Origin of the sequence: Kutzneria kofuensis, assembly GCF_014203355.1 — a bacterium.
Lineage (GTDB): Bacteria > Actinomycetota > Actinomycetes > Mycobacteriales > Pseudonocardiaceae > Kutzneria > Kutzneria kofuensis.
Genome location: NZ_JACHIR010000001.1, coordinates 7,350,801 through 7,374,201 on the forward strand (window position 1 = coordinate 7,350,801; position 23,401 = coordinate 7,374,201).

General features: G+C 70.3%; 20 protein-coding genes. 15 read left to right on the forward strand and 5 right to left on the reverse strand.

Annotated features, from left to right (window positions below; translation table 11 throughout):
• Positions 1-481 precede the first annotated feature (481 nt).
• The 14 genes from BJ998_RS33600 (at position 482) to BJ998_RS33665 (ending at position 16,649) form a co-directional block, all read left to right on the forward strand.
• Complete coding sequence (locus BJ998_RS33600) at positions 482-2,152, forward strand: ABC transporter substrate-binding protein (protein ID WP_184867335.1); 1,671 nt, start codon at positions 482-484, stop codon at positions 2,150-2,152.
• Between the two features lies 1 nt (position 2,153).
• Entirely contained in the window at positions 2,154-3,185 is a 1,032-nt protein-coding gene (locus tag BJ998_RS33605; protein ID WP_184867336.1) for an ABC transporter ATP-binding protein, read from the forward strand.
• Positions 3,182-4,162 (forward strand): ABC transporter permease, encoded by a 981-nt coding sequence (locus tag BJ998_RS33610; protein ID WP_184867337.1) that lies wholly within the window; start codon positions 3,182-3,184, stop codon positions 4,160-4,162. The genes BJ998_RS33605 and BJ998_RS33610 overlap by 4 nt, the downstream gene beginning before the upstream one ends.
• A gap of 3 nt (positions 4,163-4,165) precedes the next feature.
• The gene (locus tag BJ998_RS33615) at positions 4,166-5,152 is read left to right on the forward strand and encodes an ABC transporter permease (RefSeq protein ID WP_184867338.1); all 987 of its coding nucleotides are present in this window, start codon (positions 4,166-4,168) and stop codon (positions 5,150-5,152) included.
• Positions 5,152-6,147 (forward strand): ABC transporter ATP-binding protein, encoded by a 996-nt coding sequence (locus tag BJ998_RS33620; RefSeq protein WP_184867339.1) that lies wholly within the window; start codon positions 5,152-5,154, stop codon positions 6,145-6,147. The genes BJ998_RS33615 and BJ998_RS33620 overlap by 1 nt, the downstream gene beginning before the upstream one ends.
• A gap of 28 nt (positions 6,148-6,175) precedes the next feature.
• Positions 6,176-7,576, forward strand: coding sequence for a GH1 family beta-glucosidase (locus BJ998_RS33625; RefSeq protein ID WP_184867340.1), 1,401 nt, complete (start codon positions 6,176-6,178; stop codon positions 7,574-7,576).
• A gap of 192 nt (positions 7,577-7,768) precedes the next feature.
• Positions 7,769-8,938, forward strand: coding sequence for a DUF3089 domain-containing protein (locus BJ998_RS33630; protein WP_184867341.1), 1,170 nt, complete (start codon positions 7,769-7,771; stop codon positions 8,936-8,938).
• A 73-nt stretch (positions 8,939-9,011) separates the two neighbouring features.
• Complete coding sequence (locus tag BJ998_RS33635) at positions 9,012-9,275, forward strand: hypothetical protein (protein ID WP_184867342.1); 264 nt, start codon at positions 9,012-9,014, stop codon at positions 9,273-9,275.
• Entirely contained in the window at positions 9,272-10,135 is an 864-nt protein-coding gene (locus BJ998_RS33640) for a methyltransferase (protein WP_184867343.1), read from the forward strand. The genes BJ998_RS33635 and BJ998_RS33640 overlap by 4 nt, the downstream gene beginning before the upstream one ends.
• Positions 10,136-10,209: 74 nt before the next feature.
• Positions 10,210-11,040, forward strand: a complete 831-nt coding sequence (locus BJ998_RS33645; RefSeq protein WP_184867344.1) for an SDR family NAD(P)-dependent oxidoreductase — start codon at positions 10,210-10,212, stop codon at positions 11,038-11,040.
• Positions 11,040-12,248, forward strand: coding sequence for an aminotransferase class I/II-fold pyridoxal phosphate-dependent enzyme (locus BJ998_RS33650; protein ID WP_184869106.1), 1,209 nt, complete (start codon positions 11,040-11,042; stop codon positions 12,246-12,248). The genes BJ998_RS33645 and BJ998_RS33650 overlap by 1 nt, the downstream gene beginning before the upstream one ends.
• Positions 12,245-13,171, forward strand: coding sequence for a diiron oxygenase (locus BJ998_RS33655; protein ID WP_184867345.1), 927 nt, complete (start codon positions 12,245-12,247; stop codon positions 13,169-13,171). Before BJ998_RS33650 ends, BJ998_RS33655 begins: the two co-directional genes overlap by 4 nt.
• Complete coding sequence (locus BJ998_RS33660; RefSeq protein WP_184867346.1) at positions 13,171-13,914, forward strand: tryptophan 2,3-dioxygenase family protein; 744 nt, start codon at positions 13,171-13,173, stop codon at positions 13,912-13,914. Before BJ998_RS33655 ends, BJ998_RS33660 begins: the two co-directional genes overlap by 1 nt.
• Positions 13,915-14,027: 113 nt before the next feature.
• Complete coding sequence (locus BJ998_RS33665) at positions 14,028-16,649, forward strand: ATP-binding protein (RefSeq protein WP_184867347.1); 2,622 nt, start codon at positions 14,028-14,030, stop codon at positions 16,647-16,649.
• On the opposite strand, the gene BJ998_RS33670 is transcribed toward BJ998_RS33665, so the two are convergent.
• The 5 genes from BJ998_RS33670 to BJ998_RS47845 all read right to left on the reverse strand — a co-directional run bounded on the left by BJ998_RS33670 (position 16,615) and on the right by BJ998_RS47845 (position 22,673).
• Positions 16,615-17,775: a YcaO-like family protein gene (locus BJ998_RS33670; protein ID WP_184867348.1), complete on the reverse strand. Its 1,161-nt coding sequence runs from the start codon at positions 17,773-17,775 to the stop codon at positions 16,615-16,617. The genes BJ998_RS33665 and BJ998_RS33670 overlap by 35 nt on opposite strands.
• Before the next feature lie 431 nt (positions 17,776-18,206).
• On the reverse strand, positions 18,207-19,103 hold the full coding sequence (locus BJ998_RS33675; RefSeq protein ID WP_184867349.1) for a GlxA family transcriptional regulator: 897 nt from the start codon (positions 19,101-19,103) through the stop codon (positions 18,207-18,209).
• Positions 19,104-19,110: 7 nt separating this feature from the next.
• Positions 19,111-19,659, reverse strand: a complete 549-nt coding sequence (locus tag BJ998_RS33680) for a cysteine hydrolase family protein (protein ID WP_184867350.1) — start codon at positions 19,657-19,659, stop codon at positions 19,111-19,113.
• 69 nt (positions 19,660-19,728) lie between these two features.
• Complete coding sequence (locus BJ998_RS33685; protein WP_184867351.1) at positions 19,729-21,360, reverse strand: copper resistance CopC/CopD family protein; 1,632 nt, start codon at positions 21,358-21,360, stop codon at positions 19,729-19,731.
• Positions 21,357-22,673: a DUF1775 domain-containing protein gene (locus BJ998_RS47845; protein ID WP_246489774.1), complete on the reverse strand. Its 1,317-nt coding sequence runs from the start codon at positions 22,671-22,673 to the stop codon at positions 21,357-21,359. The genes BJ998_RS33685 and BJ998_RS47845 overlap by 4 nt, the downstream gene beginning before the upstream one ends.
• Before the next feature lie 143 nt (positions 22,674-22,816).
• On the opposite strand from BJ998_RS47845, the gene BJ998_RS33695 reads away from it, so the two are divergent.
• Entirely contained in the window at positions 22,817-23,344 is a 528-nt protein-coding gene (locus BJ998_RS33695) for a sigma-70 family RNA polymerase sigma factor (RefSeq protein ID WP_312890448.1), read from the forward strand.
• The last annotated feature ends 57 nt before the right edge of the window (positions 23,345-23,401 follow it).

Here is a 23,401-nt window from a genome sequence, read left to right on the forward strand (position 1 = left end):
CATCGACGGTGGGGACGTCTGCGTGACAGGATGCCGGACGGACTAAGTTAGCGCCATAATTTAACACCGCAAGAAACCCTGTCGGGCCAACGCGCCGACGCGGATCACCCTGACGTGTCCGGCAACCCGAGGCTAACCCACGGTTCACAACCGTGGATGTTCGAGCCCGGCCGATCCGGCCGGCTTACCCCGTTCGTCAGCGTGCGCTGACCCGTTCACGTGGCCGAACGGACCGCGAAGTCGGCACTCTGGGTACTGACCCGATCGCGCTGGGTGCGGCTAGGCTGCCGGATGTCCCGGTGGTGGCACGGCCGGGCGACCGCCCCGGCCAGGGTTTTTGTTCAAGGCTTAAATTTAGGGTTAATTTTGTGACCGCTCCGTTATTGACGTGAGCTGTGACACGCAGGTTGACTCTGCCGCAACACGCGCCGCGCGGGCGGCGTACACGGTCCACCCTCCTCGCAGACGACAAGGAGGACCCATGCGCGTCAGTCGCAGAGTGGTCTTCGCCGTAGCCGGCAGCATCATGGCGGCCACCGCCCTCACCGCGTGCGGTGGCGGCGGTTCGACCGCGAAGAGCAACGCGAACGGCGTGCTCAACATCGGCATGCCGAACGGGCCCCAGACGGACAACAACAACCCGTACCTGTCCAGTTCGGCGGCCAACTCGCTCGGCTACAAGAACGTAATCTTCGAGCCGCTGGCGATGATCAACCGGGTCAAGCCGACCGACCCGGCCCAGCCCTGGCTGGCCACCAAGTTCGACTGGTCGAACAACTACCAGACGCTGACGCTGTCGGTCCGCGACAACGTCAAGTGGTCCGACGGCCAGGCGTTCACCGCCGACGACGTCAAGTACACGTTCGACCTGCTCAAGGCCACCCCCGGCCTGAACCACAACGCGATCCCGTTCGGTGACACCACGGTGTCGGGCAACCAGGTGACCGCCACGTTCACCAGCCCGCAGTTCGTGAACGAGTACAAGATCCTCACCGACACGCCGATCGTGCCCAAGCACCAGTGGTCGACGTTCAAGGACCCGGCCACCGACGCGGTCAAGGACCCGGTGGGCACCGGCCCGTTCAAGCTGAAGACCTTCACGCCGCAGACCGTCACCCTCGACGTGCGCGACGACTACTGGCAGGACAAGGGCCAGGTGAAGGAGCTGCGCTACACCTCCTACACCGACAACAACGCGCAGGCCACCGCGCTGTCCACCGGCGCGTGCGAGTGGGCCTTCGCCTACATCCCGAACGCCAAGCAGGTCTTCGTGGCCAAGGACCCGGCCCACTACCAGCTGTTCTTCCCGGCCGACATGGCGTTGCACGGCCTGTGGTTCAACACCCAGAAGGCGCCGTTCAACGACCCGGCGCTGCGCCAGGCGATCAACATGGTGGTCAACCGCCAGGACATCTTCAACCAGGGTGAGTCCGGCTACTTCTACCCGGCGGTCACCAACATCACCGGCATCCCGACCCCGGCCGGCGACTCGTTCATCGCGCCGGAGTACAAGGGCAAGGACGTCAAGGTCGACGTGGACGGGGCCAAGGCCAAGCTGACCCAGGCCGGCTACACCTTCGACGGCAACACGCTCAAGGACAAGACCGGCCAGCCGGTCAAGCTGACCCTGAGCGACCCGGCCGGCTGGTCCGACTACCAGACCGACCTGGAGATCATCAAGGACAACGTGGCCAAGATCGGCATCACCGCGACGGTCGACAAGGCCAACCAGGACACCTGGACCAAGGACGTCGACACGGGCAACTTCGACGCCGTGATGCACTGGACCGACGGTGGCGCCACCCCGTACCAGCTGTACAAGTCCATTATGGACGGTGACCTGTACAAGCCGGTCGGCACCCCGGGCGTGAACGGCAACTACGGCCGCTTCCAGAGCCCCGAGGCCACCGCCGCGCTCAAGGCCTACGCGGCCGCCGCCGACGACGCGGGCCGCACCGCGGCGCTGAACACGATCCAGAAGATCTTCGTCGACAACATGCCGATCATCGCGACGTCCGCGGCCAACCTCGGTGGCGAGTTCAGCACCAAGAACTGGACGGGCTGGCCGACCACGGACAACGCGTACGCCGCGGGACAGCCGACCCAGCCCACCGCGCTCTCCGTGATCCTGAAGTTGAGGCCGGCTGCCTGAGATGACTGACAAGACCGGCGAGGTCGTCCTGGAAGTAGACGGTCTCAGCAAGCACTTCCCGGTGCGCAGGAAAGGCCGGGAGCTACTGACCCGCAAGGCACGCAGTGTGCACGCGGTCGACGACGTCAGCTTCACGCTGCGCCGCGGCCACGTGACGGCGATGGTGGGCGAGTCCGGTTCGGGCAAGTCCACCGTGGCCAGACTGCTGGCCCAGCTGCACCACCCCACCTCGGGCGAGATCCGCTTGCACGGCAAGCCGGTCAACGTCAAGGCGGGGCGCCGGTTCCGGGAGTACGTCCGGCAGGTGCAGATGATCTTCCAGGACCCCTTCGGCTCCTTGAACCCCGTGCACACGGTGCGCTACCACCTGACCAGGTCGCTGCGCATCCACGGCAATGCCAACGGGAATCTCGAGGAGGCGCTGCGTGAGCTGCTGACCCGGGTGCAGCTCACGCCACCGGAGCGCTACATCGACAAGTTCCCGCACGAGCTGTCCGGCGGGCAGCGCCAGCGCGTGGCCATCGCCCGCGCGCTGGGCGCCAACCCGGAGGCGCTGCTGGCCGACGAGCCGGTGTCCATGTTGGACGTCTCCATCCGGCTCGGCGTGCTGAACTTGTTGCGGGACCTCAAGGAACGCCTCGATCTGGCGATCCTGTACATCACGCACGACATCGCGTCGGCCCGCTACTTCGCCGACGAGACGGTGGTCATGTACGCGGGCCGGATGGTGGAGGGCGGCGACAGCGAGACCGTCACCCAGAAGCCGGCCCACCCGTACACCCAGCTGCTGATCGACTCGGCCCCCGACCCCGACCGGCCCGCCCGGGCCGACGAGGTCGGGGGCGAGCCGCCCAGCCTGATCCGCCCGCCGGCCGGCTGCCGGTTCAACCCGCGCTGCCCGCACGTGATGGAGCGGTGCAAGACGGAACTGCCGCCACGGCTGGAGATCGGGGACGAGCCCGGCCACTGGGCCGCGTGCTGGCTCTACGCCGACAAGTCCGCGGCGGTGGCGAGCGGGGAGGCGGCCGGATGAGCTATCTCCTGCGGCGGATCGCGTTCTACGTCTTCACGGCGTGGGCCGCGATCACCATCAACTTCTTCGTGCCGCGGCTGATGCCCGGCGACCCGGTGCAGGCGCTGATCGCCAAGGAGCAGGGCCAGCTGTCCACCGACGCCGTGCACTCGCTGTACGTCCTGTTCGGACTGGACAAGCAGCAGCCGCTGTGGCAGCAGTACCTCGACTACTGGGGCCAGCTGCTGCACGGCGACCTCGGCCTGTCGTTCACCTTCTTCCCGACGCCGGTGACGGACGTGATCAGCTCCAGCGTGCCGTGGACGCTGGCTCTGGTCGGCGTCACCACCGTGGTCAGCTTCATGCTCGGCACCGGCCTGGGGGTGGTGGCCGGCTGGCGCCGGGGCAGCTGGGTCGACCTGGTGCTGCCGGTGACGACCTTCCTGTCCTCGGTGCCGTACTTCTGGTTCGGCCTGATCATGATCGAGCTGTTGGCCGGCCCGAACAGCATCTTCCCGTCCTCCGGCGGCTACGACCCCGGTGTCGTGCCCGGCTGGGACATCGACTTCATCGGCAGCGCGGTGCAGCACAGCCTGCTGCCGGCGCTGACCATCCTCATCTCCTCGATGAGCGGCTGGATCCTGTCCATGCGCAACATGATGGTGACGGTGTCGTCGGAGGACTACATCACCGTCGCGCACGCCAAGGGCCTGTCCGACCGCCGGGTGATGCTCAGCTACGCCGCCCGCAACGCGTTGCTGCCCAACGTCTCCGGCTTCGCCTTGTCGCTCGGCCTCATCGTCGGCGGCACGCTGCTGGTGGAGATCGTGTTCTCCTACCCGGGCGTGGGCTTCCAGCTGTTCCAGGCGGTCGGAGCCAAGGACTACCCGCTGATGCAGGGCATCTTCCTGATCATCACGCTGTCCGTGCTCGCCGCCAACTTCCTCGCCGACCTGGCCTACCTGGTGCTCGACCCGCGCACCCGCAAGGAGGGCTGAGCCGTGGCCATCTCCACCGTCGACCTGCAGGCCGCCGCCGGCGAGGCCGCGCCGAGCCCGCGTCCGGCCAAACGGCAGAAGTTCCGCTTCATCGCCAACAAGAAGACGCTGGTCGGCCTGATCATCCTCGGCTTCTACGTGCTGCTGGCCATCTTCGGGCCGATGCTGGCGCCGTACGACCCGGACGCCCGCAGCGCCGACCTGCTGTCCGAGCCGACCAGCGCGCACTGGTTCGGCACCACCCACCTCGGCCAGGACATCTTCAGCCAGGTGCTGTCCGGCGCCCGCGGCGTCGTCTACGTCGGCCTGCTGGCCGGCCTGGTGGCCACCGCGCTGGCCGTGATCATCGGCGTCAGCTCGGGCTACCTGACCAACACCGGCGGCGAGGCGCTGTCCGCGCTGTCCAACGTGTTCCTGGTGATCCCGGCGCTGCCGCTGATCATCATCGTGGCGTCGATCCTGCCGTCGGTCAGCAACACCACGATCGGCCTGGTGATCGGCCTGACCTCGTGGGCCTGGGGCGCCCGGGTGCTGCGCGCGCAGACCTTGTCCCTGCGCGGCCGCGATTACGTCGACGCGGCCAAGGCCACCGGCGAGTCCACGTGGCGGATCATCTTCTTCGAGCTGCTGCCCAACCTGACCGCCGTCATCGCGTCCGGCTTCGTCGGCACGGTGATCTTCGCGGTGCTCTCGGAGATCACGCTGGCGTTCATCGGCGTCTCCGACCCGACCGACTGGAACTGGGGCACCATCCTGTTCTGGGCGCAGAGCCAGCAGGCCCTGGCCCAGGGCGCGTGGTGGTGGTTCGTGCCGGCGGGCCTGGCGATCGCGGTCCTCGGCACGGCGCTGTCCCTGATCAACTTCGGCATCGACGAGATCGTCAACCCCCGGCTGCGCAACGCGGGCCGGATCAAGGGCAAGTCGGTGCGCATGCGGATCGGCTTCACGCCGGTTCTGGGCAAGGCAGTGTTGAATGAGAGGGCCGACTGATGACCGAACCCCTCATCGAGATCAAGAACCTCGACGTCGACTACGGTCTCGGCGACGAGGCCGTGCACGCGGTCAGCGACGTCACCCTGACGCTGCACCGCGGCGAGGTGCTGGGCCTGGCCGGCGAGAGCGGCAGCGGCAAGTCCACGCTGGCGTACGGCATGACCCGGCTGCTGCCGCCGCCCGGCGTGGTCGCCGGCGGCGAGGTGATCTACCACGACCCGGAGCGCGGCCCGTACGACGTGCTGTCGCTGACCAACCACGAGCTGCGCGAGTTCCGCTGGGCCGAGACGTCCATCGTGTTCCAGGGCGCGATGAACTCGCTCAACCCGGTGCACCGGATCGGCACCCAGCTCACCGACGTGATCAAGGCGCACGACCCCCGCGGCAGCGCGCAGGCGCGCAACGCCCGGGCCCGTGAGCTGCTCACCCTGGTCGGGATCCCGGCCGACCGGATGGACAGCTACCCGCACCAGCTCTCCGGCGGCATGCGGCAGCGCGTGATGATCGGCATGGCGCTCGCGCTGGAGCCGAAGGTCGTCATCATGGACGAGCCGACCACCGCGCTGGACGTGGTGATGCAGCGGCAGATCCTGGGCCAGCTGGTGGAGCTGCGCGAGCGGCTGGGCTTCTCGGTGCTGTTCATCACCCACGACCTGTCGCTGCTGGTGGAGTTCTCCGACCGGATCGCCATCATGTACGGCGGCCGGATCGTGGAACAGGCGCCGGCCAAGGAGATCTACACCAACTCGTTCCACCCCTACAGTGCCGGGCTGCTCGGCTCCTTCCCCGCGCTGCGCGGGCCGAAGCGGGAGCTGACGGGCATCCCGGGGTCGCCGCCGGACCTGCGGGCGATGCCGACCGGGTGCGCGTTCCACCCGCGGTGCCCGAAATCCTTCGAGCCGTGCGCCCGGGACCTCCCGGTGCTCGGCGTGCCCGACGTCCCCGGCGGTTCGGACAGAGAGGTGGCCTGCTGGCTGCACCCCGTCCGCTGACCCGCGTACCGACACTGGAGGAGAATCGATGGAAACCACTGCCACGGCGGTCGAGGCAGATCTCATCGCCAGCCTGCCGGCGAACTTCCGTTGGGGCGTGGCCACTTCCGCGTACCAGATCGAGGGCGCCGTCGACGAGGACGGTCGCACACCGTCCATCTGGGACACCTACTGCAGGGTGCCCGGCATGGTGCACAACGGCGAGAACGGCGACGTCGCCTGCGACCACTACCACCGGATGCCCGAGGATGTCGCGCTGATCAAGGAACTCGGCGTCGACACCTACCGGTTCTCCGTGGCATGGCCACGGGTCCAGCCGCGCGGCAGCGGCCCCGTCAACGAGAAGGGCCTCGCGTTCTACGACCGGCTCGTGGACGAGCTTCTGGGCAAGGGAATCGACCCGTGGGTGACGCTGTACCACTGGGACCTGCCGCAGGAGCTCGAGGACGCCGGCGGCTGGCCGGTGCGCGACACCGCCTACCGGTTCGCCGACTACGCGATGATGGTGTTCGACAAGCTCCAGGACCGGGTGCGGATCTGGACCACGTTGAACGAGCCGTGGTGCACCGCCATGCTCGGCTACTACGAGGGCCGGCAGGCGCCGGGCCGGCAGGAGTTCCCGGCCGCCATCGCCTCCGTGCACCACCTGCTGCTCGGGCACGGCCTTGCCACGCAACGGATGCGTGAGGCCGCTTCGTCGCCCATCGAGATCGGCATCACCCTCAACATGGGGTCGTCCTACCCGGCGACCGACAGCGCCGCCGACCGCGAGGCCGCCCGGCGGGCCGACGGTCTCGGCGCCCGGATCTACCTCGACCCGCTGCGCTACGGCCGCTACCCCAAGGACGTCGTCGCGGACCTGGTGCAGCGTGGCGTCGAGATCCCCGTGCGGGACGGCGATCTGGAGATCATCTCCGCGCCGATCGACGTGCTCGGCGTGAACTACTACTCCAGCCACCGGTATTCCGGTGTCGGCGAGGACGGCGCCAGCCGGGACGCCGACGGCCTGCCCGTCACCCGCGCGGTGATGGCCGGTCTTCCCGTGACCGACATGGGCTGGGAGATCGTCCCCTCCGGCTTCACCGACCTGCTCGTGCGCCTCGGCCGCGACTACCCCGGGCTGCCCATGGTCATCACCGAGAACGGCTCGGCCTTCCCCGACGAGGCCGACGCCGACGGTTTCGTGCAGGACGACGACCGCACCGCCTACTTCCAGTCCCACATCGGCGCCGTCGCCGCCGCCCGCCAGGCCGGGGCCGACGTCCGCGGCTACTTCGCCTGGTCGCTCATGGACAACTTCGAATGGTCGTACGGCTACGCCAAGCGGTTCGGCATCGTGCGGGTCGACTACGAGACCCAGCGACGCACCCTCAAGGCCAGCGCCTTGTGGTACCGCGACACCATTCGCCGGGTACGCGGCGGCGCGTAACCCGGAGGGCCGGGTGCGGTGGTGGCGGCCGCCGCACCCGGGCAAACCCCCGCGTCTCGACTTCACGTGAGTGGCTCACGTGGCTCTGCTGGCCAAGTGAGCCACTCACGTGCGGCGAAGCCCGACAATCCGTTACCTCGATCGGGTGAGAGGTGGGGGTCGGGCGGCCCACTGGCCTGGTTCACTTCCTCCATGACCTGGGGAACCCTTGCCGCCGCGGCGGCGCTCACCGCCAGCCTGGCGGCGCCGGCGAACGCCCTGCCGGCGCCGGTCTGGATGTGCCACGACTCGTGCGGGCCGACGACGGCTACGTACCCGGCGAGCCACGACCAAGTACCCCTCGACACCACGGACGTCACCGGCGGCCCGGCGGGCACGGCGGCTCCGCAGGTGGACTGCTTCTACGTCTACCCGACCGTCGACAACCTGCCGAACCTGGTGCCGGTGCCGACCGACGAGGAGTTCGCGCAGTCGATCGCGCAGGTGGGGATGCTGGCGCCGAGGTGCCGGATCTTCGCCCCGACGTACCGGCAGCGGACGTTGCCGGAGCTGGCGTTGTCGCTGATCACGAAGATCCCGCCGGACTACTCGACGGGCATCGGCGATGTGGAGCAGGCGTTCCAGTACTACTGGGACCACGACAACACGGACCCGACCACGGGCAGGCGGCGCGGAGTGGTGCTGCTGGGGCATTCCCAGGGGGCGGCGGTGCTGGCGGCGCTGATCCGGCACAACTTCGACAACAACGCGGACATGAGGAAGTACCTCGTCTCGGCGATCCTGCTCGGCGGTCACATCGTGGTCCCGACGGGCCGGCCGGACGGCGGCGGCAGCGACCCGGCGGCGACGTTCCAGCACGTCCCGGCCTGCCGGCACGCCACGGACACGGGCTGCGTGGTCGCCTACTCCAGCTACAAACCGGGCGGGCAGGTGCCGAGCAGCGACGCCGACCTGGTCCGCGTCGTCGACGACCCGCGGCACCAGGTGCTCTGCGTGAACCCGGCGGCCCTGCTCGAAGGAACCGACGAGGCCCCGCTGGACACGATCCTGTACACGCGCAAGCTGGTCGGCGGCAACGACTTCAACCCGTACGGCCGGATCAGCTCCCTGGGCCAGTCACTGACGGTGCCGAACTACCCGACCGGCTTCGCCCGCTACCACGGCACGCTGACCGGCCGGTGCAAGCAGACCCTGGACGGCCGGAGCACGGTCTCCTGGCTGGACGTCACGGGCGGTGACAACCTGGTCGGCCTGCCGCAGCCGAACTTCTACGGCCTGCACGCGGTGGACTTCAACCTCACCGCGGGCGACCTGAAGGAGCTCATCGGCCGGCAGGCGGCGGCCTGGTCGGCGGGTACGTAACTTCGCCGGCGCACGCCGATTACGTACCGGATCGCGTTGTCCGGTTCCCGCGGCCGCCGCCAGCATGGATCGCATGGACGTGATTGCACGGGCGGAGAGCTGCTGGGGCATTCCGCATGGCGAGTGCCACGAGGACCCCGTCACGATCACCGAGCAGGCGGTGGCGGCGCTGAAGGAACTGGCCGCCCGGGAACCGGACAACACCGACCACTCGCAGAAGCTGTCCTGGGCGTTGATCAACCTGGCCCAGCTGCTCTCGGCCCGCCGCGAGCACGCACGGGCGGACGAGGCGGCGCTGGAGAGCGTCGCGATCATGCGCCGGGCGCTGGCCCGATGACGGCGGCGCTGCTGGGCCTGCACCGCGCGGCCGCCACGCTGTCGGCGTATTCGGCGGCGGTGCAGCTGGGTCTGATCGACCAGATCGACCGCACGCCGGCGACGGTCGAGGACCTCGCGATGACCTGTGGCGCAAGCGTTCGCGGCGTCCGAGTGGTCCTCGCGACGCTGGCGGACAGCGGCCTGGTGCAGCTGCGCGCCGACGGCCGCTACGAGCCGGCGACGACCGGTCTGGCCGGCGTGCACTCGCTGCTGCCGTGGCGCGACCAGGTCACCGACTCGGTCCGTACCGGTCTGCCGGCCCGCGAGGCGGAGCGGGACGTGATCACGACCCTGCTGCACGGGATGCGAGCGGACGTCGTCACCGAACTGCCGGCCGCCAAGCGCGTCCTGGACGCCAGCGTGGACGGGGCGCCGTGCGGGGCGGCGCTGGCCGCCCGCGACCCGCAGTGCCGCGTGAGTGTGTTGGACGTGCCGGCGAACCGCCGCGCCAACCGGTGCCGGCAGTTCGACTTCCTGACCGGCGGCCTGTTCGACGCCCAGCCGACCGCCGGCACGTACGACCTGGTCATGCTGCCCGGCGTCTGCCACCTGCTGGACGCCGACTGCGCCGCCGAGCTGATCCGCCGCTACGTGCCGGCGCTGCGCCCGGGCGGCACGCTGGCCGTGATCGACACGCTCGCGGGCTCGCAGGGTGCGGCCACGCACGAGCTGTCCCTGCTGCTCCGCACTCGTAGCGGCACCATCCACGATCCGGCGGACTACCGCCGCTGGCTGGCCGAAGCCGGACTGAGTGCATTGAGGAGGGTCGACGTGGGCCGGCAGCCCACACTGACGGTGCTGACCGGGCTCAAACCCTGAGCAGCCGCCCGAAGGATCACACGAAGTGCGCTCGCCGCCGGTGCCGATGCCGTGTTCCGCAACAGAATTGAGCCATGGCAAAGCAGGGCGTGCTGGTCACGGGCGGCTCAACCGGCATCGGCCGGGCGCTGGTCCGCCGGTTCGCGCGCGGCGGGCACCGGGTGTGGTTCACCTATCACTCCAACCGCCGGCCCGCCGAGACGCTGGCGGCCGAGCTGGCCGGCGAGGGAGCCGAGGTCGAGGCGTTCGAGTTCGACCAGGGCGATTGGGACAGCCACGTGGAGCTGCACGACCGGCTGCCCGGCCCGGTCGACATCCTGGTCAACAACGCCGCGGTCGGCTCGCAGACCGTGCGACGTTATGTCGACGGCACCCCCGAACAGTGCGACGCCGCGTTCCTCCAGGTGAACAGCGTCGGTCCATTGTGGCTGGTCCGCTCGGTGCTGCCGGGCATGCTCGACCGCGGCCACGGCAAGATCGTCAACGTGGCCAGCGTCGGCGGCGGGGTCGCCACCTTCCCCGACTTCCACATCGCCGACGGCATGAGCAAGGCGGCGCTGGTCTACCTCACCAAGCACCTGGCCGCCGAGTTGGCGCACCGACCGGTGGACGTGTTCGCGGTCTGCCCCGGCGCGGTGCGGACCCCGATGTTGCAGGCCAGCCTGCTGGACGGCCTGGCCGGCGCCGAACTGGACGACCTGATCCGCCGGCTGCCGGGCGAAAGGCTGATCCAACCCGAGGAGATCGCCGACCTGGTCTGGTGGCTGTGCCGCGACGAGGCCTCGGTGCTGCGCGGCGCGGTTCTCGATGCCTCTCTCGGGCTTGGTGTGCATCCAGGTTTGCTCACCGGACCCGGTGCCGCCATGGGGCATGCCAGCAGCACCGCCGCGAGGAGCGTTGCGTGATGGTGTCCCGCCGAGCCGCGGCGCTGACCGCGCATGCCCCGGCCATCGCCGCCGCGCACCTGCGCGTCGAGCGTGATCCCTATGACCCGCAACGCAATCCCGGCGGTTACCTGAACCTGGGCACCGCGGAGAACCGGCTGGTATGGGACCTGCTCGCCGACAAGGTGACCGCGGCGCGGAACATCGAGCCTCGGGACGTGCGGTACGGCCCGTTGCACGGCTCACCGCAGCTTCGGGCCGCGACTTCGCGCCTGCTGTCGAAGACCTGGCACGCGAAGGTGGATCCCGACCATCTGGTCGTGGTGAGCGGCGCAAGCGCCGCGTTGGACATCGTGGCCAGCGTGCTGTGCGACCCGGGCGAGGCGATCGTGGTGGCCGCGCCGTACTACAGCGCGCTGGACGTGCTGCTGACCGGCCGGTCCGGGGCGCGGCTGATCCCGGCGCCGCTGTCCGGCGCGACGGGCTTCAGCCTCGACGCCAGAGCGGTCGAGCGGGCGATCGACCAGGCCCGCAAGGACGGCGTCACGGTGCGCGCGGTCGCGATCACCTCACCCTGCAACCCGACCGGGAACGTGCATTCCTTGGCGGCACTGAGGGACGTGCTCGCGGTTGCCGAGCGGCACGACCTCGACGTGATCGCCGACGAGATCTACGCCAACTCGGTGTTCGGTGACGAGCCGTTCGTCAGCGTGCTCGATCCCCGGCTGCGCGGCGGCAATCGGGTGCACGTGATCTGGGGATTCGCCAAGGACTTCGGCCTGTCCGGGCTGAAGGTCGGCGTGTTGCACACCGAGCACCCCGAGGTGCTCGAGGCGGCGACGGCGCTCGCCTACTTCGCCCCGGTCTCCACCGACACCCAGGCGCTGCTGACGAACCTGCTCGCCGATCACGAGTGGGTGGACGGGTTCCTCAAGGAGAACCGGGCACGGCTGGCCGACTCGTACCGCAACGCCGCCGCCTGCCTGGCCGAGCAGGGGATTCCGCATGTGCGGCCGGGCGCCGGTTTCACGGTCTGGACCGACCTGAGCCGGTGGCTGGGAGAGGGAACGGAAAACCAGCTCTGGCACCGCGTTCTGGACGAGGCCAGGGTGAACCTCATCCCCGGCACGGCGTTCGGGAGTCCCGCGCCCGGCTGGTTCCGGCTCTGCCACACCACGGATCCCGGCCACGTCCACGAGGCGCTGCGTCGCGTCGGCGGGCTGTCATGACCATGGACCGCTGGTACGAGCAGGCCGGGATACGCAACGGCGTCCGGCGGATCTTCCACGAGGAGTCCGAGGCGGGCAAGGTGTTCTTCCCGCACCGGCTGGTGCCGTACCTGTCCCACGAGGCCGTCCGCGACCTGCCCGCCGAGCGGCACCGGGAGCTGGCGGTGCGCCACCTCTACCAGTTCCTGCTGTCCACCGCGCACCTGGAGACCAGGGTGGTCAACCGGGGCGCGGAGCTCATCGCCAACGGCCGCAGCGGGATCGAACTGCCGATGTCCAGCCGGCTGGACGCGTTCAAGGTGTACTGCGACGAGGGCTACCACTCGCTGTACAGCCTCGACCTCGCCGACCAGATCGGCGCGGTGACGGGTGTCCCGGTGCCCCGCTGGAACTACGGCGGGTTCGTCGACCAACTCGCCGACGCGGTCGACCGAACCCTGCCCGACCATCCCGAACTGGCCGTCCTGCTGCAGGTGGTCGTGTTCGAGACGCTGATCACCGCCGTGCTGAACGAGATCCCCCACGACGACACGGTGGTCACCACGGTGAGGGAAACGGTGCGCGACCACGCGAAGGACGAGGGCCGGCACCACCACTACTTCACCGGGTTCTTCCACGAACTGTGGCACCAGCTGGACGCCCCGACCCGGGTCGACGTCGCGTTCGCGATGCCCGCCCTGATCCGCAGCTGCCTGCTGTGGGACGTGGAACCGGTCCGCTCCTCCCTGGTGCTGGCCGGACTCGACGACACCACGGCGACCGCCGTGGTCCGGGACTGCTACGGCGGCGATCCCGGGAACGAGCGGATCAGGGCGATCTGCCGGGCCAGCCTGCGGATGTGTGAGTCGGCGGGCGTGCTCGCGGTGCCCGGTGCGGCGGAGCAGTTCGCCGCGCACGGTTTGATCGACGGGAGTGGTCGATAATGCCGGCTTACGGAGCCTACCTGCAACTCCCCGCGCTGTTGGACCGCCAGCGCCCGCACGCCGACGCGCACGACGAGCTGCTGTTCATCACGGTGCACCAGGTCTTCGAGCTGTGGTTCAAGCAACTGCTGTTCGAGCTGGGCGACGCGCGTGACCGGATGCTCGCGGGCGAGAGCTACCTGCCCCGCAAGCGGTTGGAGCGGGCGGTGGTGATCCAGCGCGCGCTGCTGGGCCAGTTCGACGTGCTCGACACCATGGAGCCGCAGGACTTCAACGAGTTCCGCACCGCGCTGGGCACCGGCAACGGCGGCCAGTCCGCCCAGTTCTGGGAGATCGCACTGCTGTCCGGCTCGCGGGACGCCAGTTATCTCGACCGGCCCTGGTACACCAAGCAGGAACGCGCGCGGTTGCGTCGGCGGTACGAGGAACCCTCGCTCTGGGAGGGATTCCTGGCCCTGCTGGCCGACGCCGGCTTCGACGTCGCCACCAGGTCCTGCCGCGCCGACGCCTGCCGGCAGCTCGCCGCGCGCACCGACCGGTACCGGCAGCTGTGGGACCTCGCGGAGGCCCTGATCGCGCACGACCAGGCGTGGGCGTCGTGGCAGAGCCGGCACCTGCTGACCGTGCAGCGGCAGATCGGTCGCAAGCGCGGCACCGGCGGCAGCGCCGGTGCGGCGCATCTGAAGTCCCACCTGGACAATCGGTTCTACCCGGAGCTGTGGGAACTGCGCGCCACGCTGTAGGCCCGTCGCCTGGTGCAGCTGGTGGCGCTGCTCGGGCCGCCCGCTGGGCGGGACCGGCGGCTCGCAGCGGCCTGACGGCGCTGGTTTAGTCCGATTGGTGCATACTCGGACGAGTGGAGTCGAGGCTGGTTGGCCGTGATCGCGAACTGGGGGTCATCGACCGGGCGATCGGGGCGGTCCGTGGCGGCGAGCGCCGCATCCTGCTGGTGTCCGGTCAGGCCGGCATCGGCAAGTCGCGGCTGGCGGTCAGCTCGCTGCGCAGGGCCAAGGAGCACGACTTCGCGGTGCTGATGGGCTCGTCGAGCCCGCTGCAGGCCGGCCTGGCCTACGCGCCGGTGGTGGAGGCGCTGCGCCGCTACCTCGGCACGCTGCCCGAGCCGGAGTCGGCCGAACTGCTGGACGGCCTGCACGACATCGCCGGCCTGATCGCGGATCCGCGCCTGTCGCCGGCCCCGCCGACCGGCGATCCCGAGCTCGAACGCACCAGGATGTTCGAGGCCGTGCTGCGCCTGGTCGAGCGGATCACGGCGCGACGACCGGCCTTGTTCGTCGTGGACGACCTGCACTGGGCCGACCGCGGCACGATCGAGCTGCTGCACCACCTCGGCCGGGGGAGCAGGCGACGGCGGCTGCTGCTGTGGTGCGGCTATCGCAGCGCTGAGCCGGGCGGGCCACTGACGGCGTTGGCGATGACCGTGCGACGCGACGAGTCCGGCGTCGAGCTGGCGCTGGAACCGTTGTCGGACAACGCAGTGGGCGAACTCGTCGGCGATCTGCTCGGTGCACCGCCGCGCGCCGAGCTGCTCAGCAAGGTCACCGCACGTGCCCAGGGCGTCCCGCTGTTCGTCACGGCCCTGGTCGGCGGCGGCGAGATCCCCGACGGCCTGCCGGTGATCGTCCGCGATGTCGTGCTGGATCGCCTGCAGCGCTTGGACGATCGAGCGCGGCGGCTGCTGGAGCTGATCGCCGTCGCCGGCGCCGGCGGCTCGCCGCGGTTGCTGCGCACGGTGTGGGCCGAGGACGGGTTCGACGTGGTGCTGCGGCAACTGTTCCAGCAGGGCTTGGTCGAGGAGTTGGTGGACGGCCCGGCGCTGACGTATCGCGTGTCGCATCCGTTGTACGCGGAGGTCGCGTACGCGGAACTCACGGTGGGGCAACGGCGTTCGCTGCATGCGGCGATCGCCGCCGCGCTGGACCGCACCGACGTGCTCGAGGCCGCCCCGCACTACCGGGACGCCGGTGATCTTGTCGACCCGGCGCGGGCGTGTGAAGTCCTTGGCGCGGCGGGACAACGTGCGCTGGACGTCCACGACGCGCAGGAGGCGGTCAACTACCTCAGCGTGGCCCTGCACCACGCCCAGTCGATCGAACACGCCGACGTGATCCCGGAACTGATGGACGGCCTGGCCCGCGCGCTGCAGGCCAACGGCCGGCTCGACGACGCCGCGTCGCTCTGGAACCACGCGGATGCCTTGGCGCGGAGCCGGGGTGATTCGCCGCGGCAGCGCATTCTCGGCTACTACCGGTCGATTCTGGAGGCCGAGCGCGGCAACGTGAGCACGCCGATGCTGCCGGTGCCGTTCGAGTCCGAGGACCCGCCGATCGGGCTGGTGGTGCACTGGCTCATCGCCGTTCGGGCCAACGACCTGACCCGGCTGTGGCTGGTGCTGGACGCGATGATCGGCCTGACCGAGCACCAGGACACGGCCGAGGCACGGACCGTCGCGCACTTCGGCGCGAGTGTCGCGGCGCGGATCGGCGGTGACTACGCGGGCGCGTACACGCAGAACCAGATCGCCATCGAGGCCAGCCGAGCGATCGGCGCCGAGTCGCGTGAACACTATGCCTACGCGGTGAAACTGCAGCATCCGGGACTGTCGATCCTGCGTGGCGACGTCGCCGCCGCCCTGCGGGCCACCGGCAACCCCGGCGCGTCGCAGGTGCAGTTCCACCTGCCCGGGGCCGTGCACTACGTCGAGTACGTGAAGGTGTGGGCCACCTACATCTCCGGCGACCTGGCCGCCGCGCTCGCCGTCGCCGACGACAGCCTCGCCCTCGCCGAACAGGTCGGCCAGGACCGCCTGACCGGCCGCGCCCTCGCCGCCCGAGCCTTCCTGTTGCTGGAGAACGGAAACATCGCCCGCGCCGAGGCGGACCTGAAGGCAGCGCGGGAATGCTACGACGCCACTCACGACGACCTCGTCATGGTCACCGATCTCGCCGAGACCGCCTACGCGCTGCGGACCGGTGCCGCCGTCGACGCCACCGCTTACCGGCCGCCGCGCCCGCTCGGGGACCTGCTCGTCGACTGGCTGCGGGTGGCGTACTCCGGCTACCTGGCCGTCGCTCGCAAGGATCAGCCTGCGGCCCAACAGGTTCTGCAGCACCTCCGGGTCGCCGGCAAGACCTCGCCGTTCCTCGACGCGCTCGCCCTCCGCCAGGAGGGACTGATGCTCGACGACCCCGAGCTGCTCCAGCAGGCCGCGGCGAGGCTCGACGCGATGGGCGCCCGTCTCTCCGTACCCAAGGCGCTCACCGGCGCGCAGCCGTTGAGCAAGCGGGAACGGGAGGTCGTGCAGCTGGTCGGCAAGGGGCTGACCAACGCCCAGATCGCCGAGCGGCTCTTCCTCAGCGAGCGGACCATCGAGACGCACCTGCACAACAGCTACAAGAAGCTGCGGCTGACCACCCGCCCGGCGCTCACCCGGTGGGCGCTTGAGCACGCCGACGACTGACTCGCAGCCGCCGGTAGTCCGTCGACCGGTCCAGTCCCGGCACGAACACGTTGACCACGGCGAGGTTCCGGGTCGAGTACTGCTCCCGCGCGTACGGCGTGAACCCCTTGCTGTGCAACAGGTCGACCAGGTGGTCGAGGTGTTGGCGCGGGGTGGCCGGCGCGCAGGTGGCCACGAAGCCGACCTCGGCCGCGTCCGGCAGCCGGCCGGAGAAGTCCGGCAGCTGCCGGCCGGTCGCCGTGCTCTGGAACTGGATCAGCTCGGTCAGCGCCCGGCTGGCCGCGACCCGGCTGGACAGCGCCGCCGCGCTGCCGGCCGCCACCGGCCGGCAGCCCGGCTCGGGCGCCTGGAACGCGTAGAACGCGGGCACGTCGAGGTCGGAGGTCATATCGATCAGGTGCACCGAGCGCCCGGACCGGTCCGCCGCCGTGATCAGCAGGTCGGCCAGGTCGTCCGGCAGCGACGCCGGATCGACCACCCGCAGCGCCCGCGCGTGGTCGCTGATCAGCTGCTCGGCGACCAACTGCGCCAGGGCGTCCCGCTCGACCGTCTCGTTGACGGCATGCACCAGGGCCTCCGCCGCATAGGAGCCAGCCGCCCAACCAGATGCCTCGACGCGGGCGCCGGTCGTCGAATAGTCGTAGAAGTCCTCGATGGTGAGCCGCGCCGGCTCACCCTGCGCGCCGCCGTACTCGGGGATCGTCAGGAACACCGGCACGTCCACGTCGTCGCTGCCGTCAAGCGCCTGGTAGCGCATGCAGCCGAGCTCGCGGGCCGGGCCTTCGGCCAGCCGCGCGACCAGCGGGTCCGCAGCCAGCGGGCCGGTCGCCACCTCGTGCGCCTCGCGCAGCCGGACCTGCCGGTTGCGCAGGCCGTCCAGGCCGCTCAGGTAGTTCTCCAACGCCTCGAACAGCGCCCCGACCCGGGCGGTCTCACGGTCGCCGCGGCCCAGGCCATCGGCTGCCGGCATCTGGACACCGGTGCAGTGCAGCGAGCACTGCCAGCTGCCCGGATCCGCGTCCAGCAGCGGCGTGAAGTGCGCGCTGAGCCCGAGTTCTCCGGCCGCCGCGAGGCCGCGCGCGAGCGCGTTGTCGAGGGGCAGGCCCCGTTCGGCCGGTACCGGCATCACGTGCAAGGTCAACTCCGTCCTGCTGGACGCGCCCACGGTCTTGGACTGCAGGAGTGATCCGCGGGTGCTCCAGATACGACAACGCTGACATCGGTGCCGTCTTTTACCAAGTGGTGTAGTAAGCCCTGCTCAGCTTTTGGTCCGAACGGGCAGCGGTTGGCGGCCCGAGCGGACACACCTCGGATGTTGACCAACTGGTTGGTCAGACAATGAGATCGTGTCGCACTTCGCCAGGTCGCGGGCACAACCAGTGGTTGATACACCGGATATCACCGCACGTCCCGGATGCGTACGCCACACGCTAAAGCTCGCACTGCCGAACTGTTGCTCCCTGCAAGTCCGATTCGCCACTGAGTGCCAACCTGGATGCCGCATGCGCTTCCCGTTTACGCCCTGATGCCACATGGGAAGCGCATGCGGCAGAAAAGTCAGGGGCGGGCGCGGAGGCGGCGCAGCATCCGGGCGTCCTCGAAGCCGACGGCGTGGGCGGCGCTCTCGACGGTCGCGCCCTGCCCGATCAGGTGCTCGGCCCGTTCGAGCCGCAGCAGCTGCTGGTAGCGCAGCGGCGTGAGGCCCGTGGCCCGGGTGAACAGGCGGGTGACGGTCCGCTCGCTGCACCCGACGGCGCGGGCGAGCTCGGCGAGGGGGAGTCGGGCCGTGTAGTGGCCGTCGATGTGGTCCTGCAGGCGGTGCACGGTGTCGTTGATGTGCGAGCGGTGTCGCAGCATGGCGCTGGCCTGTCGGTCGTCGCCGTTGCGCCGGGCGTAGATGACCATCTCGCGGGCGATCCGGGCGGCGATGGCCGGCCCGTGCGCGGTGGCGACGAGATGCAGCGCGAGGTCGATGCCGGAGGCGATGCCGGCGGAGGTGACGATCCGGCCGTCGATCACGTAGAGCACGTCGTGCACGACGGTGGCGGCCGGATACCGCCGGGCGAGCTCGTCCTGGAGCTCGTGGTGGGTGGTGCAGCGCCGCCCGTCGAGCAGGCCGGCGCGGCCGAGGTGCTCGGCGCCGGAGCAGACGCTGGCGACGGTGCCGGGGAACTCCCGCAGCAACGTCATCAGCGCCGGCCCGAGCCGCGGGGTGCGGGTCAGCCGGTCGCCGGCGCACCCCGGCACCACGATCATGTCGCCGGCGTCGAGCGCCGGGATCTCCGTCGTCGCCTGCACGGTCAGCCCCTGCGCGGTCGGCACCGTGTCGGTGTCGGCGAGGTAGCACAGCCGGTAGTCGAGGCCCTGCTTGGCGGCCGCGGAGAACACCTGCGCCGGCCCGGCGAGGTCGAGCAGGTGCAGGTTCGGGGTCAGCAGGAAGGCGACGGTCGGCACGATCTGGTCAGCCTACGGCCAGCTCCGCGATGGTGCTGATGGTGGCGAACCGGCCGGCCAGCGCGTATTCCGTGCGCTCGATGATCTCCTCGACGCCGAGCTCGCCGACGCCGCTGCGGTGCGGGATCGGGAAGGTGGCCGTCGCCTCGGTCACGTATGTGACGTCGAAGCCGAGATCAGCCCCCACCCGGGCGGTGGTCTCGCAGCACTGCTCGGTCTGGATGCCGCAGATCACCAGCTCCCGAATGCCCCGCTCGGTGAGGACCTGCTGCAGGTTGGTGGTGGTGAAGGCGTTGCGGGAGGTCTTGGTCAGCACCGGCTCGCCCGGCTCCGGCTCCAGGCCGTCCATCAGCCGCACGTGGCCGCTGGCCGGGTCGAACGTGGTGTCGCTGCCGGGCTCGGTGTGCAGCACCCACACCACCAGGTCCCCGGCTCCGCGGGCGATGCCGACCAGCTCCTCGGTCTTGGCGACGATGTCCGGAGCGGACACACGCTGCCAGTTTTCCCGCTGGCGGAACGATTCCTGTACGTCGATCACGAGCAATGCCTTGGTCACGACCTCGATCGTGCCCGGCGGCGCGGAGCGTCGACAGGCACGGTCTCGTCGTCATGCGGAACGATCTGGTCAGGACACCTGCCACATGCCGACGGCGGTCGTCTCGTCGATGTCGGAGGTGCGCACGGTCACCGCGACCTGCCACGCGCCCGCGAGCGGGATCTGGGCCTCGGCGGCGCGGTAGCGGCCGGTGCCGACGTGCTGCACGTCGATCTTCAGCGGGCCGACGTCGCGGTCCTTCTGGGTGAGGGCGACGGTGAGCTCGGGGACGTCCTCGGCCCGGCCGGACAGGTCCTCGACGGTGACGTCCAGCAGGTTGGGACCGGTGTGCGCGGGCGTGATGTAGATCTTCAGGTTGCCCTTGCCACCCGGTCCGCCGGTGTCGAACGGCAGGGTCTGGCCGTCCGGCGTGGCCTGCACGACGGGCGTGGTGGCGGCTTCGGCGGTGCGGGCCGGTTCGGCGTTGACCAGGGCGGCGGTGAGCCCGAGAACGATGACAGCGCCGGCGGTTTCGACCAGGACGGGCCGGCGCAGCTTGCCGACGTGAGAGCGGACCCACCGGCGGGAGAAGTAGGCGGCGCCGAGCACCACCAGCACGCCGGCGATCTTGAGCAGCAGCAGGCGGCCGTACTCGGTGTCGAAGAAGCCGGCCCAGCTGCCGAGCTGCCGCCAGCTCTGGTACGTGCCGGTCGCCACCAGCACGCCGACACACGCGAAAGCGACCTGCGAGAACCGCTGCACGGCGGCTTGCGGCGGCTTGGCCCGCCACAACACGACGAGCCCGCCGAGCCAGATGCCCATGGCGTCCAGGTGCAGCACGTCGACCGGCAGCGCGAGATCGGCCTGCAGACCGGCGGCGGCGTGCCCGGACATCGACCACGTCCACGCCAGGCCGTTGAGCAGCACCACGCCGATGCCCCCGAACACCGCCCGGCGATTCGGCGTCCACTCCTCGGTCGCCAGGATTTCGGCGATGTACGGGGCCGCCAACGCGAGCAGCACGATGCGCACGATCACGCCCGTGCCCAATGCAATGTCCAATGTGGACGAGAACAGGTCCCCGTCGAAGAGGCGGTCGAGGCCGGCCCCAGCGCCGTAAGGACCTTGCAGCAACGCGCCCGCGACCGTGGCCAGCAGCAACGTCAGCCACGAACCGCCGATCAACCGCCGCACGCCGCGATTCACCGCGCCTTGCGGCCAGCACCAGAACACGAACGCCACGGCGCCGATGAGCAGCGCGAACGACGCGTATTCGAGGCCACGAGCCGTCCAGTACACAATGGACACCGCCAGGCTGCCGGCGGAAGGCGCGGCAACGGGGGCGGCGGCCGAAGCGTGGCCGACGGAGAAGGTGAAGGCGCCGGAAATCGGGTGCGAGTCGGCGGAAACCACGTGCCAGGACACGGTGTACGTGCCCTGGGCGGTCGAAGTCAGCTGCACGCCAACGGTGTTGCCGCGGCCGTCGATGTGGTCGGCCTTGCCGTTGTCGGCCGACGAGCCGTCCGGGGCGATCACGTGCACACCGTCCGGCTCGACCTGCACGGATTCCCCGAACGTCAACGTGACCCGACTGGGCGCGGACTGCACCAGCGAGCCGTTGGACGGTGCGGAGGATTCCAGCACGGCGTGCGCGGACGCCTGGCCGGCTGTCACGGCCATCGCCGCGAACACGCCGGCCAGCACCAGCAGCAGCGTCCTCATTCGGTGGCCCGCCCGCGTCGCAGCGCCACCATCGCCAGCGCGCCCGCCCCGAGACCGATGACAATGCCCACGATGCCGAAGACCAGCGGCAGCGTACTGTCCGAAGTGGAGCTCGTGGCCGCCGTCGGCACGACCGCGGCCGCGGCCGACTTCGGGGTCAGCTGCACGGTCGGCGCCGGGTGCTCGGCCTCCGGGCCACCGGCCCCCGAGGTGTCGATCCACCGCACCACGTCGCCGTTGTCGTAGGTCTGCACGGCCTTGAACACCAGCTTGTCCGTGTCGGTGGGCAGCGGGCCGAGCGACACCTCGAACTCCTCGAAGGTGTCCGGCCCGATCTTGCCGCCGGTCCAGGTGATCTTGGAGACCGCCTCGGTGATCGGCCCGTCGTCGGACTTCAGCGGCGTCGCCCGCTTCGACTTCTCGACCTGCGCCGTCCAGCCCGGCACCGACTTCGTCTCCACCGACGCGATCGGATGGTCGGCCGGGAACGTGACCTCCAGCTTCACCGTCGAGGCGTTGTCCTCCTCGTTCGGCACCCGGAAGGCGATCTTCGAGTAGCTGCCCTGCGTCGCGGTGCTCGGCTGCGCCGTCACGTGCGCGTAGGCGCTGCCCGTCACCGCGAGCAGGCCGCCCAGCACGATCGAGCCGAGCACGCCGAGCCGCTTCGCTGTCCTCATCGGGAACCTCCATGTCCGTCGGGCCGTCGCTGTACCGGTCGTTCCCGAGTGCGAGTTGGTTCCCAGCAGTGCCACCAGAATCAGGCCGGCCGCCAGCGGGATGTGCGTCACCAGCCGGCTCCAGCCGACCGCGTGCGCACCGAGGTCGAAGGTCGACACCAGCACCAGCACCCCCACCACGCTGCCCAGCAACGGCAGCTGCGCCCGTGCCCGGCGTGGATCGACGGCGACGATGGCCAGCACCACCCCGAGCGCGAAGTTGAAGGCCGACGTCTCGTGCTCCATGTGCCCGGCCATCATCATCGGATCGTCCTGGCCCAGCAGTTCGACGACGGCGACGGCGGCCTGCGCCAAGGCGGCGAACAGCAGCCCGACCCGCACCACTGCCGAGGGAACGGAAATCCGGCGCGGCGAGGGAGAAGCAGGCCCGCGCCCGCCACCGGCAAGCTCCTGGCCGCCGGCGAGTTCCGGCCCGCCGGCGGGGGACAGCGCCGCCGCCCGCCCCAGCACCTCGTCCACCAGGTCCCGCTCTTCACTCGCGGGCGACAACACGGTCAGCCGGTTGATCCGGGCCGCCCGGTCCTGCCAGCTCGCGCAGGCGCCACAGCCCTGCACGTGCCGGTCCACGTCCGTCATGGCCACGCCGGGAACAGCCTCCCCGTCCATGGCCGCCGAGAGCGCTTCGCGCGCGATGCCGCAGTCCACGTGGAGCCAGGTCGTCGGCGACAGCCGGAAAGTTCCCGTGAACCCGTCAGGCGCGGCTGGCGTATCTGCCGGGCGTGGACGCCGAGATCACCCAGTTCGCCCTGGCCGCGCAGCGCGGCGACCGGGCGGCTGCCGCCGAGTTCGTCCGTTCGACGCAACGACAGCTGCGCCGACTGATGGCCTACCTCGGCGACCCGGGCCAGGCCGACGATCTCGCGCAGGAGACCTACCTGCGGGCGTTCGCCGCGCTGCCCCGCTACGAGGGCCGCTCACCGGCCCGGATGTGGCTGCTGGCCATCGCCCGCCGCGTCGCCGCCGACCACGTCCGCACCGCTCAGCGCTCGCCCCGCACCACCAGCGTCGACGGCTGGCTGGACACCGAGGTCGCGGGCCCCGAGGGACTGGTCGCGCTGCGTGCCGCCATCGACGCCCTGGACCCGGAGCGCCGCGAGGCGTTCGTGCTGACCAGGGTCGTCGGCCTGTCCTACGCCGAGGCCGCCGAGGTCTGCGACTGCCCGGTCGGCACGATCCGCTCCCGCGTGTTCCGTGCCCGCAACGAACTCGTCGACGCCCTGGACACCCGGCTGGAGATCGCCCGCTGAGGCCGGCGGCGACACGCCCCACCATGATCACCCGTTCGGCTCAAACGGACCGGTAGG

What these genes read in the sequence shown, in the direction of transcription:
- BJ998_RS33620 (WP_184867339.1), top strand. Translation starts at nt 5,152, where the DNA reads ATGACCGAACCCCTCATCGAGATCAAGAACCTCGACGTCGACTACGGT.
- BJ998_RS33685 (WP_184867351.1), bottom strand. Translation starts at nt 21,360, where the DNA reads ATGAGGACGCTGCTGCTGGTGCTGGCCGGCGTGTTCGCGGCGATGGCC.
- BJ998_RS33650 (WP_184869106.1), top strand. Translation starts at nt 11,040, where the DNA reads ATGGTGTCCCGCCGAGCCGCGGCGCTGACCGCGCATGCCCCGGCCATC.
- BJ998_RS33600 (WP_184867335.1), top strand. Translation starts at nt 482, where the DNA reads ATGCGCGTCAGTCGCAGAGTGGTCTTCGCCGTAGCCGGCAGCATCATG.
- BJ998_RS33645 (WP_184867344.1), top strand. Translation starts at nt 10,210, where the DNA reads ATGGCAAAGCAGGGCGTGCTGGTCACGGGCGGCTCAACCGGCATCGGC.
- BJ998_RS33635 (WP_184867342.1), top strand. Translation starts at nt 9,012, where the DNA reads ATGGACGTGATTGCACGGGCGGAGAGCTGCTGGGGCATTCCGCATGGC.
- BJ998_RS33625 (WP_184867340.1), top strand. Translation starts at nt 6,176, where the DNA reads ATGGAAACCACTGCCACGGCGGTCGAGGCAGATCTCATCGCCAGCCTG.
- BJ998_RS33655 (WP_184867345.1), top strand. Translation starts at nt 12,245, where the DNA reads ATGACCATGGACCGCTGGTACGAGCAGGCCGGGATACGCAACGGCGTC.
- BJ998_RS47845 (WP_246489774.1), bottom strand. Translation starts at nt 22,673, where the DNA reads ATGACGGACGTGGACCGGCACGTGCAGGGCTGTGGCGCCTGCGCGAGC.
- BJ998_RS33630 (WP_184867341.1), top strand. Translation starts at nt 7,769, where the DNA reads ATGACCTGGGGAACCCTTGCCGCCGCGGCGGCGCTCACCGCCAGCCTG.
- BJ998_RS33670 (WP_184867348.1), bottom strand. Translation starts at nt 17,775, where the DNA reads ATGCCGGTACCGGCCGAACGGGGCCTGCCCCTCGACAACGCGCTCGCG.
- BJ998_RS33605 (WP_184867336.1), top strand. Translation starts at nt 2,154, where the DNA reads ATGACTGACAAGACCGGCGAGGTCGTCCTGGAAGTAGACGGTCTCAGC.
- BJ998_RS33660 (WP_184867346.1), top strand. Translation starts at nt 13,171, where the DNA reads ATGCCGGCTTACGGAGCCTACCTGCAACTCCCCGCGCTGTTGGACCGC.
- BJ998_RS33610 (WP_184867337.1), top strand. Translation starts at nt 3,182, where the DNA reads ATGAGCTATCTCCTGCGGCGGATCGCGTTCTACGTCTTCACGGCGTGG.
- BJ998_RS33640 (WP_184867343.1), top strand. Translation starts at nt 9,272, where the DNA reads ATGACGGCGGCGCTGCTGGGCCTGCACCGCGCGGCCGCCACGCTGTCG.